11 protein-coding genes and 2 pseudogenes are annotated in these 13,109 nt (G+C 71.0%); 7 read left to right on the forward strand and 6 right to left on the reverse strand.

What is annotated here, in order from left to right; all coding sequences use genetic code 11:
- Window positions 1-71 precede the first annotated feature (71 nt).
- Entirely contained in the window at window positions 72-383 is a 312-nt protein-coding gene (locus ABZ453_RS31590) for a hypothetical protein (protein ID WP_359020206.1), read from the reverse strand.
- Window positions 370-588, reverse strand: a complete 219-nt coding sequence (locus tag ABZ453_RS31595) for a helix-turn-helix transcriptional regulator (protein ID WP_359020208.1) — start codon at window positions 586-588, stop codon at window positions 370-372. The genes ABZ453_RS31590 and ABZ453_RS31595 overlap by 14 nt, the downstream gene beginning before the upstream one ends.
- A gap of 268 nt (window positions 589-856) precedes the next feature.
- Here ABZ453_RS31595 and ABZ453_RS31600 point away from each other — a divergent pair, with 268 nt between their 5' ends.
- The 4 genes from ABZ453_RS31600 (at window position 857) to ABZ453_RS31615 (ending at window position 4,009) form a co-directional block, all read left to right on the forward strand.
- A complete protein-coding gene (locus tag ABZ453_RS31600) occupies window positions 857-1,396 on the forward strand; it encodes a helix-turn-helix transcriptional regulator (protein ID WP_359020210.1) in 540 nt (179 codons plus the stop codon).
- Between the two features lie 135 nt (window positions 1,397-1,531).
- On the forward strand, window positions 1,532-1,717 hold the full coding sequence (locus ABZ453_RS31605; protein ID WP_359020212.1) for a hypothetical protein: 186 nt from the start codon (window positions 1,532-1,534) through the stop codon (window positions 1,715-1,717).
- A gap of 77 nt (window positions 1,718-1,794) precedes the next feature.
- Window positions 1,795-3,126, forward strand: coding sequence for a tyrosine-type recombinase/integrase (locus ABZ453_RS31610; protein ID WP_359020214.1), 1,332 nt, complete (start codon window positions 1,795-1,797; stop codon window positions 3,124-3,126).
- Between the two features lie 190 nt (window positions 3,127-3,316).
- Window positions 3,317-4,009, forward strand: coding sequence for a helix-turn-helix domain-containing protein (locus tag ABZ453_RS31615; RefSeq protein ID WP_359020216.1), 693 nt, complete (start codon window positions 3,317-3,319; stop codon window positions 4,007-4,009).
- Here ABZ453_RS31615 and ABZ453_RS31620 read toward each other — a convergent pair.
- Window positions 3,997-4,707: pseudogene (locus tag ABZ453_RS31620) on the reverse strand (hypothetical protein); the annotation flags it as partial. The gene ABZ453_RS31615 and the pseudogene ABZ453_RS31620 overlap by 13 nt on opposite strands.
- A gap of 26 nt (window positions 4,708-4,733) precedes the next feature.
- Here ABZ453_RS31620 and ABZ453_RS31625 point away from each other — a divergent pair.
- Window positions 4,734-4,973, forward strand: a pseudogene (locus tag ABZ453_RS31625) (DUF305 domain-containing protein); the annotation flags it as partial.
- Between the two features lie 28 nt (window positions 4,974-5,001).
- On the opposite strand, the gene ABZ453_RS31630 reads toward ABZ453_RS31625, so the two are convergent.
- On the reverse strand, window positions 5,002-5,514 hold the full coding sequence (locus ABZ453_RS31630) for a DUF6214 family protein (protein ID WP_359020218.1): 513 nt from the start codon (window positions 5,512-5,514) through the stop codon (window positions 5,002-5,004).
- A 136-nt stretch (window positions 5,515-5,650) separates the two neighbouring features.
- Between ABZ453_RS31630 and ABZ453_RS31635 the strand changes: the two genes are divergently transcribed.
- Both ABZ453_RS31635 and ABZ453_RS31640 read left to right on the forward strand, forming a co-directional pair.
- Window positions 5,651-6,988 carry an FAD-dependent oxidoreductase gene (locus tag ABZ453_RS31635; RefSeq protein WP_359020220.1) on the forward strand — a complete coding sequence of 446 codons (1,338 nt, stop codon included), beginning with the start codon at window positions 5,651-5,653 and terminating at the stop codon, window positions 6,986-6,988.
- A gap of 123 nt (window positions 6,989-7,111) precedes the next feature.
- Window positions 7,112-8,497 (forward strand): nucleobase:cation symporter-2 family protein, encoded by a 1,386-nt coding sequence (locus ABZ453_RS31640; RefSeq protein ID WP_359020222.1) that lies wholly within the window; start codon window positions 7,112-7,114, stop codon window positions 8,495-8,497.
- Between the two features lie 223 nt (window positions 8,498-8,720).
- Here ABZ453_RS31640 and ABZ453_RS31645 read toward each other — a convergent pair whose 3' ends face one another.
- Both ABZ453_RS31645 and ABZ453_RS31650 read right to left on the reverse strand, forming a co-directional pair.
- Window positions 8,721-8,897 (reverse strand): hypothetical protein, encoded by a 177-nt coding sequence (locus ABZ453_RS31645; protein ID WP_359020224.1) that lies wholly within the window; start codon window positions 8,895-8,897, stop codon window positions 8,721-8,723.
- Between the two features lie 122 nt (window positions 8,898-9,019).
- Window positions 9,020-13,109, reverse strand: a 4,090-nt coding sequence (locus tag ABZ453_RS31650) for a cation-translocating P-type ATPase (RefSeq protein WP_359020226.1), incomplete at its 5' end; no start/stop codon positions are given.

Genomic DNA, 13,109 nt, shown 5'->3' on the forward strand with positions numbered 1-13,109 from the left:
TCGTAGGAGAGTGCTGCGTAGGGGTCGGTCCGGACGCGCATCCGGGGCGGCCCCGCATTTCGTTCAGGGGGTCAGGCCGCGGCGGTCTTGGAGTACTTGTTGGGCTTCCGCTCGCCCTCCGCGATGACCTGCCGGATGTGGTCGGCCGTCATGCGCGGCGACTTACCGATGTAGGTGTGCGGCACCCTGTCGTCCTGGATGGCCTCGACGACCCAGTTCGGGGTCTTGCCGAGGAGCTCGGCAGCCTTGGCCGGGGGGAAGGCCGTGATTTCCAGTTCGGCCGAGCTGGGGGATGCGGTGAGGCGTTCGAGGGCTGCCGTGAGTTCGGCGATGAGCAGGATCAGGGTCGTTTCGGTGGGGGGAGCCGGGTCATTCGTGGCCACGGGGGGCCTCCTCGTGGGTGATGGCTTGGACGGGCACGTCAAGCTCGTCGGCGTAGCGGTGGAGGGTTCCGGCTCCTGCTCCCTGCTTGCCGTTTTCGATGCGGGAGAGGTAGCCGGGGTCGATGCCGATGGCTTCGGCGAGACGCCGTAGACCGATCCCCCGTGCCTTGCGGATGGCCTTCATTGCGTCTCCGTTGGGTCTCACGAGACACAATCTAGACCCATCGGCGAGAGGAGTGCAAGGCGTTGATGCGGATTCGTTGGGTGTTCGTTGCGTCTTGTTGGGTGCTGCTAGACCGCAAGCGCTTCCATCCGTGGCCAGAGATGTACGGAGCGCACGGGGGTGAAATCGGTACGCAAGCGCAAGGAGGCGCAAACGAGGCAACAAAATTGCGCCCCAAAGACCGATCAATCCTGGTCAATTAGGTGAAGCGGCAGGTGCGTGTTGCCTAACCGTGCGGCATGATGGCCGCATGACAGAGGACCGGACCAACCTGCAGTGGGCCAAGCTCGCGGCTGCCATCAGGTCAGCCCGCGAAGCACGCGGCCTCTCGCAGGTCGCCCTCGCAGAACTCGCCGGCATCAGCGAGGGAACCGTCCAAAACCTCGAAGACGCCAACCGGCGCCCCGCGCGCATGCCGCAGAGCCTGAGAAAGATCGCGCCTCACCTCGGGTGGGCCGAGGAGTCCGGGAGTGCCATCCTCCACGGCGGCGACCCGATTCCGGCCCCGGCGACCGCCGAGCCCGCAGCTGGGCATCCGCGCCTGAGTGACCTTCCCCTGCGGGTCGTCGACGAACTGGAGTCCGACGGTCCGCTGCTCGAAGCCGGGGTCATCCAACTGCCCGGCGCGAACGGGGCCCGGATGACGGTCGTGGTGCGAGGGAAGCCGGACGCCACCCCGCAGGAGATCCAGGAAGCTTTGGTCGCCTGGCGCAAGGCAGAGCGCAATCTGCACCGGCTCTCCGACGGCGACGACGGCGACGACGAACCCCGAGCGGCGAACGGTTCGTAACATCACGCACACGAATTGCAAACATTCCCTCCCATGCCACCCCATCGTGTGATGTCATATCCGGACACCACAAAGGGGGGCGCCCGCAGTGGTCTTGGGGGACCTATGTCTGTACAGGTTCTGCGGGTTTCAGGAATGCCGTGCAACGTCGACATCTGGGTCGACGACGACCCCGGATACTTCGCGGTATACATCGACAAGAGACTCATCACCGACGAGGGCGCCGCATCCCTCCAGGCGGTACTGCGCCAACACATCAAGGGCTGGCAGCGCCTTGACGAAACGTTCGTCTACCGCACCCTCCGGGCCATCACCGGGTGACGCCGCTGACAGGCATCCGACCCCCCACGGGTGCCCGCCCATTGTTAGCGAGTCCACTGCACAGTGCGAGGTGACCCGTGGCTTACGGCGAGAAGCGCGGCTACGACAAGAAGATGCGCAAGTGGCGCTACCGCGGCCGGTACCTGCTCCCCGACGGCATCAACTACGGCAGCGTCAGCCGCGACGACAACGGGCAGCCCTTCTACACGAAGAAGTCCGCCGAGGACTACGCGGCCGGCCTCGAAGTCGACGTGCGCCGCAAGACGTTCATCAACCCGCGCGACGGCCGGATCACTGTGGGCGAGTGGGCCGAGTTGTGGATCAAGTCCGTTGAGCTGGCGAACCGCAGCGACAAGACGTACCAGCAGCGCCTTCGCAGTGTGATCCTTCCCCGCTGGGAGGCGGCTGCGATGGGTGACGTCGCGGAGGTTGCCGTGAAGACGTGGGAGAAGGAGCTGCGCGAGCGGTACAAGCCCCGCTATGTGAAGTCCGTGATGTCGGTGATGCGGGTCATGTTCGACGATGCTGTCTCCTCGAAGGTTCGCGCCGACAATCCGGTGCCCACCCTGAAGTCGCGGCGCCGTGGGAAGTACAAGGGGAAGCAGCAGCACGACGAGGTCGTCATTGCGACGCCGCGGCAGGCGTTGCTGCTGGCCCGTAACGCTCGGGCGATGCGCGGGCTGGTCGGGTATGCGCAGGTTTTGATGATCGCCTACTGCGGGCTGCGGATCTCCGAGCTCGTTGGTCTGCGCCGCGAGCACCTCGTCCTCGAAGACCACGGCCGGGGCTGCCGGGTCCTCGTGCAGAAGCAGCACCAGTACGTCGATGGCAAGCCGGGTCAGGTCGACCCCAAGTACGGAAGCAGCGGCGATCTCATCCTGCCGCCGTTCCTCGCCGAGCTGCTGCGGGAGGTGCTCGCCTCGCACAAGTCCGAGTGGGTGTTCCCGGCTGCCAAGGGCGGGAAGCAGAACACGACGTCGTTCTACGGCGAGGTGTGGCGGCGGTGGGTCGACGGGCATGAAGCCGTGCCGGATTCGCTGGGCCGGCCGTCGCGTCTGCCGGACATGAAGGCCGTGGCGGGGATCGAGGGCCTGGTGCCGCACGGGCTGCGCCACTCGATGAAGGTGTGGTTGGACGAGCTGCGGCATCCGAGGGTTGCGGTTGAGGAGCGGATGCGGCACGTTATTGGTGGAGTCGAGGGCACCTACAGTCATACGACGCTGGCGATGGAGTTGGATATCGCGGCGGATCTGCAGAAGCTGTGGGAGACCGCGGTGGGTGTGGTGGACCACCCCCGTGAGTGGGAGGAGCCCCGGAATCACTGGGAGAGGGAGCCTCGGCGTAAGTTGATCTCCCCGGATTCTCCCAATCTTGTAAATCAAGATCATGATGGTAGTGCTGCGGCTTGAGCGAAAAGGGCCCCCGACCTGCATGCGAGTCAGGTCGGGGGCCCTTCTGTTTTAGTGTTCCGGCCGCCCGCCTGAGACGATCCCCCGCGTCGCCCCAGACGGACGGCAGCCCTGACCAGGCCCGCGAAAGCGGCGGACCGGTCATGCTGAGTATAGTTGGCTGGCAGCCAGTCAACGCAGGAGTTACAGCATGTCCCCGCGCAGCGCCTCGGTCAATGAAGAGTTGCGGAGACGTTCCCGGGAGCGGCTCCTGCAGGCGGCTGTCGAGATGGTCGCCGAGCACGGCTACGAGGCGACGACGCTCGCGGACATCGCGGACCGGGCCGGTTCGGCGCGCGGCCTGGTGTCGTACTACTTCCCGGGCAAGCGGCAGTTGGTGCAGTCCGCGGTGCACCGGCTGATGCACCGGACACTGGAGGAGGGGCTGGAGCGGGAGCCGCGCACCGAGGACGGACGGGAGCGGATGGCGCGGGCCATCGACGCGATCCTGGGCCTGGCCCGGGAGCGGCCGGTGCTGATGCGTCAGCACATGGCGGGGCTGCTGCAGGCGGAGGGCTTCGTGCAGTGCCCGGAGCAGCAGCGGCTGGCCGAGCTGCTGCGGGACACCGTCGCCCGGCACGGCTCCGAGGACGCGGACTATCCGATGCTCCGCTCCCAACTGATGGGCGCCGTCTACGCGATGGTCCTGCCGAACGTGCCGATGCCGATCACCACCCTGCGGGCCGAGCTGTTCAAGCGCTATCGGCTCGACTGGGAGATGGGCGTCCCGCCGGACACTGGGGAAGCGTCCGGCGGGACCCACCAGACGGATCTGTCCCGCTACTTCGCCACCGGCGACGGGCCGGACGAGGCGCCCGGCCCGTCGCCCGCTCAGTCGAAGTAGTCCGGCTGCGACTGGACGTTGAGCTCACTCAGGCGTACCCGCTGGGCCGGGTCCGTGCGCCGGTCGGTGAGCTTCAGGACATCGAGGCCCTTGGCGATGTCGTTCGCGTAGATGTGGCCGTTGTAGTAGTACGCCGACCAGGCGCCGCCCACGGTGAGCGTGTCGGTGGTCAGCGGGCCGCGCTCGAAGTAGGCGATCTCCTTCGGCTTCGTCGAGTCCGTGAACTCCCAGACCGAGACACCGCCCTGGTACCAGGCCTGCACCATGATGTCCCGCCCCTTGACCGGGATCAACGAGCCGTTGTGGGCGACGCAGTTCTCGGTGTCGGCCTGATGCCGGGGGATCTTGTAATAGCCGCGGAAGACCAACTTGCGCTTGTCGCCCTTGCCGACGATGTCGTAGATGCCGTCGGCGCCGCGGTTCGGGCCGACGGCCACGTTGCAGGTGGCCGCTCCGCCGCCGCCCAACTCGTCGGTGAACACCACCTTGTTCGCCTTCTGGTTGAAGGTGGCGGAGTGCCAGAAGGCGAAGTTGACGTTGTCCTGGACCTGGTCGATGACCTTGGGGTGCTCGGGGTCCTTGATGGAGAACAGGATCCCGTCGCCCATGCAGGCGCCCGCCGCCAGGTCCTGCGAGGGCAGGACGGTGATGTCGTGGCAGCCGGTGGTCTTGGAGACGCCCGGGTTGGTGGGCGCGCCCGTTCGCCGGCAACTACGACGGCTTACACGCCCACGAGGCCATGCCCGGCGTGGCGACCGAGGCCCAGCTGAGTCAACTGCGCGCGGCCCGGGGCAAGGCCTTCGACCAGCTCTTCCTCACCCTGATGATCGCCCATCACGAGGGCGCGATCACCATGGCCACGGACGTGAAGGCCCAGGGCAACAACCTCCTGATCGAGGAGATGGCGGACGACGTGGTGGCCCAGCAGACGACAGAGATCACCCGCATGCGCACGCTGCTGTGACGCCGCAGGACACCTCCGTCGTCGGAGGTCAGCGGCGGGCGTGACCCGGTGTCAGGTAGCCCGCGTCGCGGGCCTGGGAGATCAGGCGGAGGGTCTTTCGGCGGCTGTGGCCGGTCGCGTGCATCACGGCGAGCACGGGGTCGTGGCCGACTTCCTGGGCCGCACGGTACTCCTCGGCGACGAGGCGGCGGCCTTCGAGGCCGCGGGGCCAGGTGGGGCGGGCCCGGCGGCCGGGTCCCGGCTCACCGGCCGGTTCCGGTGCGAGGCCGCACGCTTCGAAGATCGGCTCCTCGATCCAGTCCGCGAGGACCGTGAGGTCGTCCAGGGAGAGGGCCGGCAGGGCCCGTACGTCCTCCAGGGAGACGCATCCCTCGCTCACCACGGCGAGCGCGTCGACGCGCGCACCGTCGGGGAACGCCAGCCGCACGGTGAACCAGGACGTTTTGCCCGTGTCTTCCCGCACTTCCCACGCGGGCCACACGGAGACGACGCCGTCCGTCGGACAACGATCAGAAAGATTAAGAAAGGATGCTTCTAGCACACACGGAACGTAACCGCATGATCACTTTGCATACGAACAGGACACGCACGGGTGTGGCGCGCCTGCACCCTGTCAGCCGAGCACGCGCGGTGCGATGCTGGGGCGTCAGCGATCTCCCGCCGTGAGGAGTTCCGCCGTGCTGCGTGTCGCCGTCGTCGGCTCCGGGCCGAGCGGGGTCTACACCGCCCAGAGCCTGACCCAGCTGGACCCCGACGTCCTCGTGGACGTCCTGGACCGGCTCCCCTGTCCCTACGGCCTGGTGCGTTACGGGGTCGCACCGGACCACGAGAAGATCAAGTCCCTGCAGAACAACCTGCGTACGGTCCTGGAGCACGAGCGGGTGCGGTTCCTCGGCGGCGTGCAGGTGGGCCCGGGCGGCGTGCCGACCGCGCGGCTGCGGGAGCTGTACCACGCGGTGGTGTACTGCGTGGGCGCCGCGACCGACCGGCATCTGGGAATCCCGGGCGAGGACCTGCCCGGCAGCTGGTCGGCGACGCAGTTCGTGTCCTGGTACAGCGCCCATCCGGACGCCGCCGACGACGGGTTCCTGCGGGGCGCACGGTCGGCGGTCGTCATCGGCGTGGGCAATGTCGCGGTGGACGTCACGCGCATGCTGGCCCGCGGCGCGGACGAGTTGAGCCCGACCGACATGCCGCAGGCCGCGCTCGGCGCGCTCGCCGCGAGCCGGGTGACCGACATCCACATGGTGGGCCGGCGCGGCCCCTCCCAGGCCCGCTTCACCACCAAGGAGCTGCGCGAGCTGAGCGGGCTGCCCGGCGCCGGAGTCGTCGTCGATCCGGACGAGTTGGCACTGGACCCGGCGTGCGCCGACCCGTCCGCGCTGCCCGCGGCCCAGCGGCGCAACGTGGATGTCCTGCGCGGCTGGTCCCAGGTGCCGCCCCTGGACGCCCCCCGCCGCATCCGGCTGCGCTTCTTCCTGCGCCCCGTCGAACTGCTCGCGGACGACGGCCGCGTGGGCGCGGTCCGCTTCGAGCGCACGGCTCCCGACGGGCACGGCGGAGTGACGGGCACCGGCGCGTTCGAAGACATCGAGGCCCAGTTGGTGCTGCGCTCGGTGGGCTATCGCGGAGTGCCGCTGGAGGGGTTGCCGTTCGACCCGGCCGACGGCACGGTGCCGCATCTCGCGGGGCGCGTGCTGCGCGAGGGCGTCGTCGTGCCCGGCGAGTACGTGGCCGGCTGGATCAAGCGGGGCCCGACCGGTGTCATCGGCACCAACCGGCCGGACGCCAAGGAGACGGTGACCTCCCTGCTCGAGGACGCCGACGTGCTCGTACGCAAGGACGTGCCCGACGATCCGGTGGCCGCGCTGTCCGTGGCGGGCATCGAGCCGGTGACCTGGGCCGGCTGGCAGGCCATCGAGCGGGCGGAGACGGCGCTCGGGGCCTCGCTGGGGCGGGGCGTGGTCAAGCTGGCCGACTGGGACTCGCTGCTGGCGGCGGCGCGCACGACGTAGCGGAGTCGGACGCGGACGGGTGGGCAGTACACAGAGCGACAACACCCCGGCAATCAACAAACTGTTCAATCCGCTTACGGTCTCGTCCGGTTCGGATGTCCCCTCCGCAGCTCTGGAGTCCCCATGACCACACCCGCGCCCGTCCATCCCGTCGACGAGCTCCCGCCCGTACGGCAGTTGGCCGCCTTCGGACTGCAGCACGTGCTCGCGATGTACGCGGGCGCGGTGGCGGTGCCGCTGATCGTGGGCGGGGCGATGAAGCTGTCGCCCGCGGATCTGGCGTACCTGATCACCGCGGACCTCCTGGTGTGCGGGATCGCGACGCTCATCCAGTGCGTGGGATTCTGGCGGTTCGGGGTGCGGCTGCCGATCATGCAGGGCTGTACGTTCGCCGCGGTCTCGCCGATGGTGCTGATCGGGACGACGGGTGGCGGACTGCCCGCGATCTACGGGTCGGTGATCGTGGCAGGGCTGGCGATCGTCCTGCTCGCGCCGGTCTTCGGAAGGCTGCTGCGCTTCTTCCCGCCGCTGGTGACCGGCACGGTGATCCTGATCATCGGCGTCTCGCTGCTGCCGGTCGCGGGCAACTGGGCGGCGGGCGGCACCGGTTCGAAGAACTTCGGGGAGCCGAAGAATCTCGGCCTGGCCCTGTTCGTGCTGCTGGTGGTGCTGGGTGTGCAGCGGTTCGCGCCGGCGTTCCTGAGCCGGATCGCGGTGCTGATCGGTATCGCGGTCGGCCTGGCGGTGGCCGTCCCCTTCGGGTTCACGGACTTCGGCGGGGTCGGCGACGCGGACTGGCTGGGCATCAGCACGCCGTTCCACTTCGGTGCACCCACGTTCCACGTCTCGGCGATCGTCTCGATGCTGGTGGTGGCGCTGGTGACGATGACCGAGACGACCGGTGACCTGATCGCGGTCGGGGAGATGACCGGACGCGGGGTCGAGCCGCGTTCCCTCGCGGACGGTCTGCGGGCCGACGGTCTGTCGACCGTGCTGGGCGGCGTCTTCAACACCTTCCCCTACACGGCCTACGCGCAGAACGTCGGCCTCGTCGGCATGACCCGGGTGCGCAGCCGCTGGGTGGTGGCCGCGGCGGGCGGCATCCTCGTGCTGCTCGGTCTGCTGCCCAAGCTGGGCGCGGTGGTCGCGGCGATACCGGCGCCGGTGCTCGGCGGCGCCGGTCTGGTGATGTTCGGGACGGTGGCCGCGAGCGGTCTGCGCACGCTGGCCCAGGTGGACTTCAAGGACAACCACAACCTCACCGTGGTGGCGGTCTCGGTCGCGGTGGGCATGCTGCCGGTCGGGGTGCCGACGGCGTACGAGAAGTTCCCGGACTGGTTCCAGACGGTGATGGACAGCGGGATCAGCGCGGGATGCCTGACGGCGATCGTCCTGAACCTGCTCTTCAACCACCTTCCCGCGAAGGCGACTTTTGTCCCCGAGCCGGACGGCCTGCCGAGTGGCGGCGGCGAGCAGGGCGTCGAGGAGTCCCGGGAAGAGGTGGTGTAGGTCGTCCCGGCGGGGCCCGTTCATCTGGGCCGTCCCTCGGTGGCACTGGCGGATCACGCCGGCCTCAGCCGCGGTTCTTCCGGACCTCGCTCCTGGGCCGCCGGCTGCTGCGCAGCCCTGCGGCGAGGGCGCGGCACGCGGCTCGGGCGGGAGGCGCGGCACGCGGCCCCCGAACTCGGTGCCGACGTGCGCGTGCCCGACCGGTACCGCCGGTGCGTGCGGGTCAGGGCGACACGGTCCCCTGGGGGTGACCGGGCGGCGGGTAGGCGTGCCCGCTGAGGGCCTCCCGCGCCTGGTGCCGCGCCCGCTCGGCCACCTCCCGGGTCTCCGTCACGACGTCCCCTCGCTCCCTCACCAGACTGTCGTACACCGGCAGACGGTCGTACTCACTCGAATTCATGCGTGCCCCAGACGTGCGGCGGTTCATGGCCGACGAGCAATAAACCAGAGCCGGTCAAACGTCTTCGGGGGGACGCGCGGGAGTTCTGCGCTCATGGTGCGAACATCCTGTGACCACGGTCGTCACCCCTGCTCCCGACGGACGAGGACACGCTGGCCCAGCAGCGCGAGCGCGATCGCCGCCACGACGCCCGCCCACGCGACCGGGCCGAGCGGGGTGCAGCCGAACAGATTGCTGACGCCCGGGGTCTGGATCAGGGCCACCAGAACGACGGCCGACCCCAGGGAGGTGAACCGCACCAGGGGGCTGTCCCGGCGGTCCAGCAGGGTCTGCGCCAGCTGCGTGCCGACCACACCGCACAGGGCCATGGTGCTGGAGCGGCGCGCTGTGCCCGGGGTGAAACGGCCGAACAGCCAGGCGACGAGCGCGCCCAGAGTGGTCCCGATGGCCCGGTGCCGGATCTGCCGGATCAGCGGCGCGCCCAGCACGTCGGAGGTGTCCTCCGGCGAGTCCGCGGTCGCCCGTATCGCCTCCTCGTCCGGCGTGACCGCCACCGCCATCGCCGGGAACAGGTCGGTGAACAGGTTGACCAGCAGCATCTGCCGGGTCGACAGGGGCGCCCGGCCGCCCAGCAGGGTGCCCAGGATGCCGAAGCCCACCTCGCCCGCGTTGCCGCCGATCAGGATGGCGATGGCGTCGGCGACGCTGTGCCACAGGGCCCGCCCCTCGTGGACGGCGTCGATCAGCACCGAGAGGTCGTCCTCGGTCAGCACCAGGTCGGCGGCGTTGCGGGCGGCGGCCGAGCCACGGGCGCTGATGCCCACGCCGACGTCGGCGGCGCGGATCGCGGCGGCGTCGTTGGCACCGTCGCCGACCATGGCCACGACCCGGCCGGCGTCCCGGAACGCCTCGATGACCTGGAGTTTCTGCTCGGGCGCGACCCGGGCGACGACTCCCACCTCCCGCAGCATCGCCGCCCTGGCCGACCGGTCGGCCGCCGTCAGCTCATCGCCGGTGACGACGGCCGTGTCCGCGGGCCAGCCCAGGTCCTCGGCGATGCTGCGGGCGGTCTGCGGATGGTCCCCGGTGAGCATGACCGGCCGTACGCCCGCCTCGCCCAGGCCATGGATCAGCGCGGGCGAGGTCTCCCGGGGCGCGTCGGCGATCGCCAGCAGGCCGCTGAACTCCAGGTCCCCGAGCGGCGCGTCGAGTACGTCGGCGTCCTGAGCGCCTTCGTCCAGGCGCCGTTCGGCCACGGCCAGCACCCGCAGTCCGTCGGCGGCGAGGGAATGCGCCGTGTCCCAGGCGTGGGAGGGCAGTTCGGAGCAGGCGGGCAGAACCGTCTCCGGGGCGCCCTTGACCACGAACATGCGCGGTCCCTCGCCGACCCGGCCGACCGCGGCGGCGTATCCGCGGGCGGCCTCGAACGACAGCGCTTCGAGCTGGGTCCACTCGGGGTCGGGCCCGGCGGCGTCGAGCACGGCCTCGTCGGTGGCGTGCACCGGGCGGTCCGAACCGCCGTTGAGCCGCGGACAGGCGCGGGCGGCGGCGCGCAGCGTGTAAGCCTCGGTCGCGTCGGCGGCGGCGAACACCTCGCCGTCGGTCTCGACGATACGGGCCAGCCGCAAGCGGTTCTCGGTGAGCGTGCCGGTCTTGTCGAAGCAGATGGTGTCCATCCGGCCCAGCGCCTCCAGCGTGCGCGGGGTGCGCACGAGGACACCGCGCCGGCTCAGCCGCCGGGCCGCCGCCAGCTGTGCCACGGTCGCCACCAGCGGCAGCCCCTCGGGCACGGCGGCCACCGCGACGGCCACTCCCCCGCTGACCGCCTCGCGGATGGGCGTACCGCGCAGCAGCGACAGCGTGGTGACCGCGGCCCCGCCGGCCAGCGTCAACGGCAGGGCGCGACGGGTGAGTTCCTGCAGCCTGCCCTGCACGCCCGGCGCCGGAGGGGTACGGGCGGCGAGGTGGACGGCGCGGGCGGCCTCGGTGCGCTCGCCCGTGTCCACCACGACGGCGCAGGCGTTGCCGGCCGCGACGGTGGTGCCCTCGAAGACCATGCAGCTGCGTTCGGCGACCGCCGCCTGCGGGGTGGGGTCGGTCTGTTTCTCCACCGGCAGGGACTCGCCGGTCAGCGCGGACTCGTCGACCTCCAGACCGTCCTGCCACAGCAGCCGGGCGTCGGCGGGCACCACGTCGTCGGTCTTGAGCTCGATGATGTCGCCGGGCCGGAGCCCGGCCGCGTCGACGGTCCGGGGTTCGTCCTCGGCGTGGTCCTCCGGGGGCGCGACCCGTGCCTTCTGCTTCTGGCCGGCCAGCAGCCTGGACAGGGCCTGATCGGCGCGCAGCCGCTGGACGCCGCCGACGAGGGCGTTCAGGTCGAGCGCGCCGACGACCAGCAGGGCGTCCACGGCGGACCCGAGGATCGCCTCGGCGGCCGAGCCGACGGCCAGGACCGGGGTGAGCGGATCGTCCAGTTCCTCGCGCACCGCGTGGAAGAGCTGCCCCGACCAGCGCAGAGCTACCAGCAGGGGATGCCCGGTGCCGGGCTCGTCTGCCGGTTGCGGCTCCGGCTCGGCCTGCTCGTGCGGTGTCCCCTCGAGCCTGGTCCGGACGTACTCGGCGTCCAGTTCGTGCCAGGCGACGCGGGGACGCGGATGCGGGGCGGGGGTCGCGGCCACCCGCAGGGCCGAGCGTGCCCCCGAGAACAGGGCCACCGCGGCGCCCACGTCGACCGGGGTGTGCCGCAGGCCGGGCCAGGGCGTGCGGCTGGGTTTGCGGGTCTCGCCGACGGCCACCAGCAGCCCGGACAGCGCGGCACCGGAGCGGGCCAGGATCTGGGCGCGGCGGCCCACCCCTCGGGCGGCGGGGATGGCGGTGAGCAGTCGCCACACGTCGGTCGGGCCGTGCAGGGCCAGTACGTCCGCTCCCCAGACGACGGCGCTGTCGTGGTCGGCGAGGGCGACGGCGATGTCACCGCCGAGGAGCCCGGCCAGGACGTCCGCGTCGTCCGCCGACCGGGGGCGGGCGACCGTGACGACGGTGTCGCCCTCCTCGCGCAGCTCACGCACCACCTCGCTCAGCGGCCGGTCGCGGGAGACCACCCGGTCGGCGAGTCCCGCGATGTCGGACAGGGCGGGGTCGTCGACCAGCACGACGCTCAGCCCGGCGCGCCGGGCCGCGTCCAGCACCGGCTCGGCCCACGCGTCCGGTTCGCCGTCCGGATCGAGCAGCGCGCTCGGGTGCAGGACGACCGTGCCGGCCATCTCCAGCTCGCGCAGCCGTTCGGTGTTGCGCACCAGGACGCGCCCGCGGGACAGGGTGATGCTCAGGACGGCGTGGAAGGCGGCGGGCCCGTAGCGCGCGGCCTTGGGGGAACCCGCGAGGACCGCTTCGGCGACCTCCGTCCCGTTGTGTTTGACCAGCATGGTTGCCACGGCGCCGAGCAGACTGCCGGCCGAGGCGTTGGTGGCGTACTCCTGCGCCGGGGAGGTGCGCAGGGGCGGGCGGGGAGAGTGGCCGGCGGCGACGCCCGGACGCCCGGGTGAACACACGTCGTCGTGCACCGTCTCGAAGGCGGCCGTGCGCGCCACGGTCTCCGCCAACTGGAGGCTGCGCAGAGCGCCGTCGAGCACCAGGGCGGTCGGGGTCCTGCCGGCACCGTGCGCGGCCGCGTTCAGGACCGCCAGCAGCAGGTCCATCCGGGTGCGCCCCAGCCGGTCGCGCAGCCAGCCGCGCACGGAGGGGTTCTCGCGCAGCAGCGTGACCAGGGCGGTCACCTGGCGTGGCGAGGGCGGCAGGCGCAGCAGGTATCCGGCCACACCGACCGCGATGCCGGCGGCGTCGGCGCCGAGCGCCTCCGCCGCGGCCCGGACCCCGGCGGGATCCGCCGGATGCCCGAAGTCCTCGACGTCCTCGTCGGTCTGGGTCAGTCCGTGTCTGGCGGCGAGACGGACCGCCTCGTCCACGACGCGGTCACCGGCCTCCTCCTCCACGGCGGCCACAACCAGCCGCTCCAACCCTCCGTCCCAGTAGGCGAAGGCCACATCCGGGTGCTCGGCGAGCGCCTCGACGACCCGCCTTATCCGGTGCTCCCGCCCGCCGTCGGCGAGGTCGGGGTCCGGGTCTGCCGGTCGCAGGGCGAGGTGGGCGCGGGCGCCGGACCGCCAGGGGCGCGCACCGTGCGGCAGCGAGGCGCGGACGGCGCGTGCGACA

The organism is Streptomyces sp. NPDC005799 (assembly GCF_040630525.1).
Classification (GTDB): domain Bacteria; phylum Actinomycetota; class Actinomycetes; order Streptomycetales; family Streptomycetaceae; genus Streptomyces; species Streptomyces griseorubiginosus_B.

Coding starts and splice junctions, on each gene's coding strand:
- ABZ453_RS31600 (WP_359020210.1), top strand. CDS start 857: ATGACAGAGGACCGGACCAACCTGCAGTGGGCCAAGCTCGCGGCTGCC.
- ABZ453_RS31605 (WP_359020212.1), top strand. CDS start 1,532: ATGCCGTGCAACGTCGACATCTGGGTCGACGACGACCCCGGATACTTC.
- ABZ453_RS31615 (WP_359020216.1), top strand. CDS start 3,317: ATGTCCCCGCGCAGCGCCTCGGTCAATGAAGAGTTGCGGAGACGTTCC.
- ABZ453_RS31640 (WP_359020222.1), top strand. CDS start 7,112: ATGACCACACCCGCGCCCGTCCATCCCGTCGACGAGCTCCCGCCCGTA.
- ABZ453_RS31645 (WP_359020224.1), bottom strand. CDS start 8,897: ATGAATTCGAGTGAGTACGACCGTCTGCCGGTGTACGACAGTCTGGTG.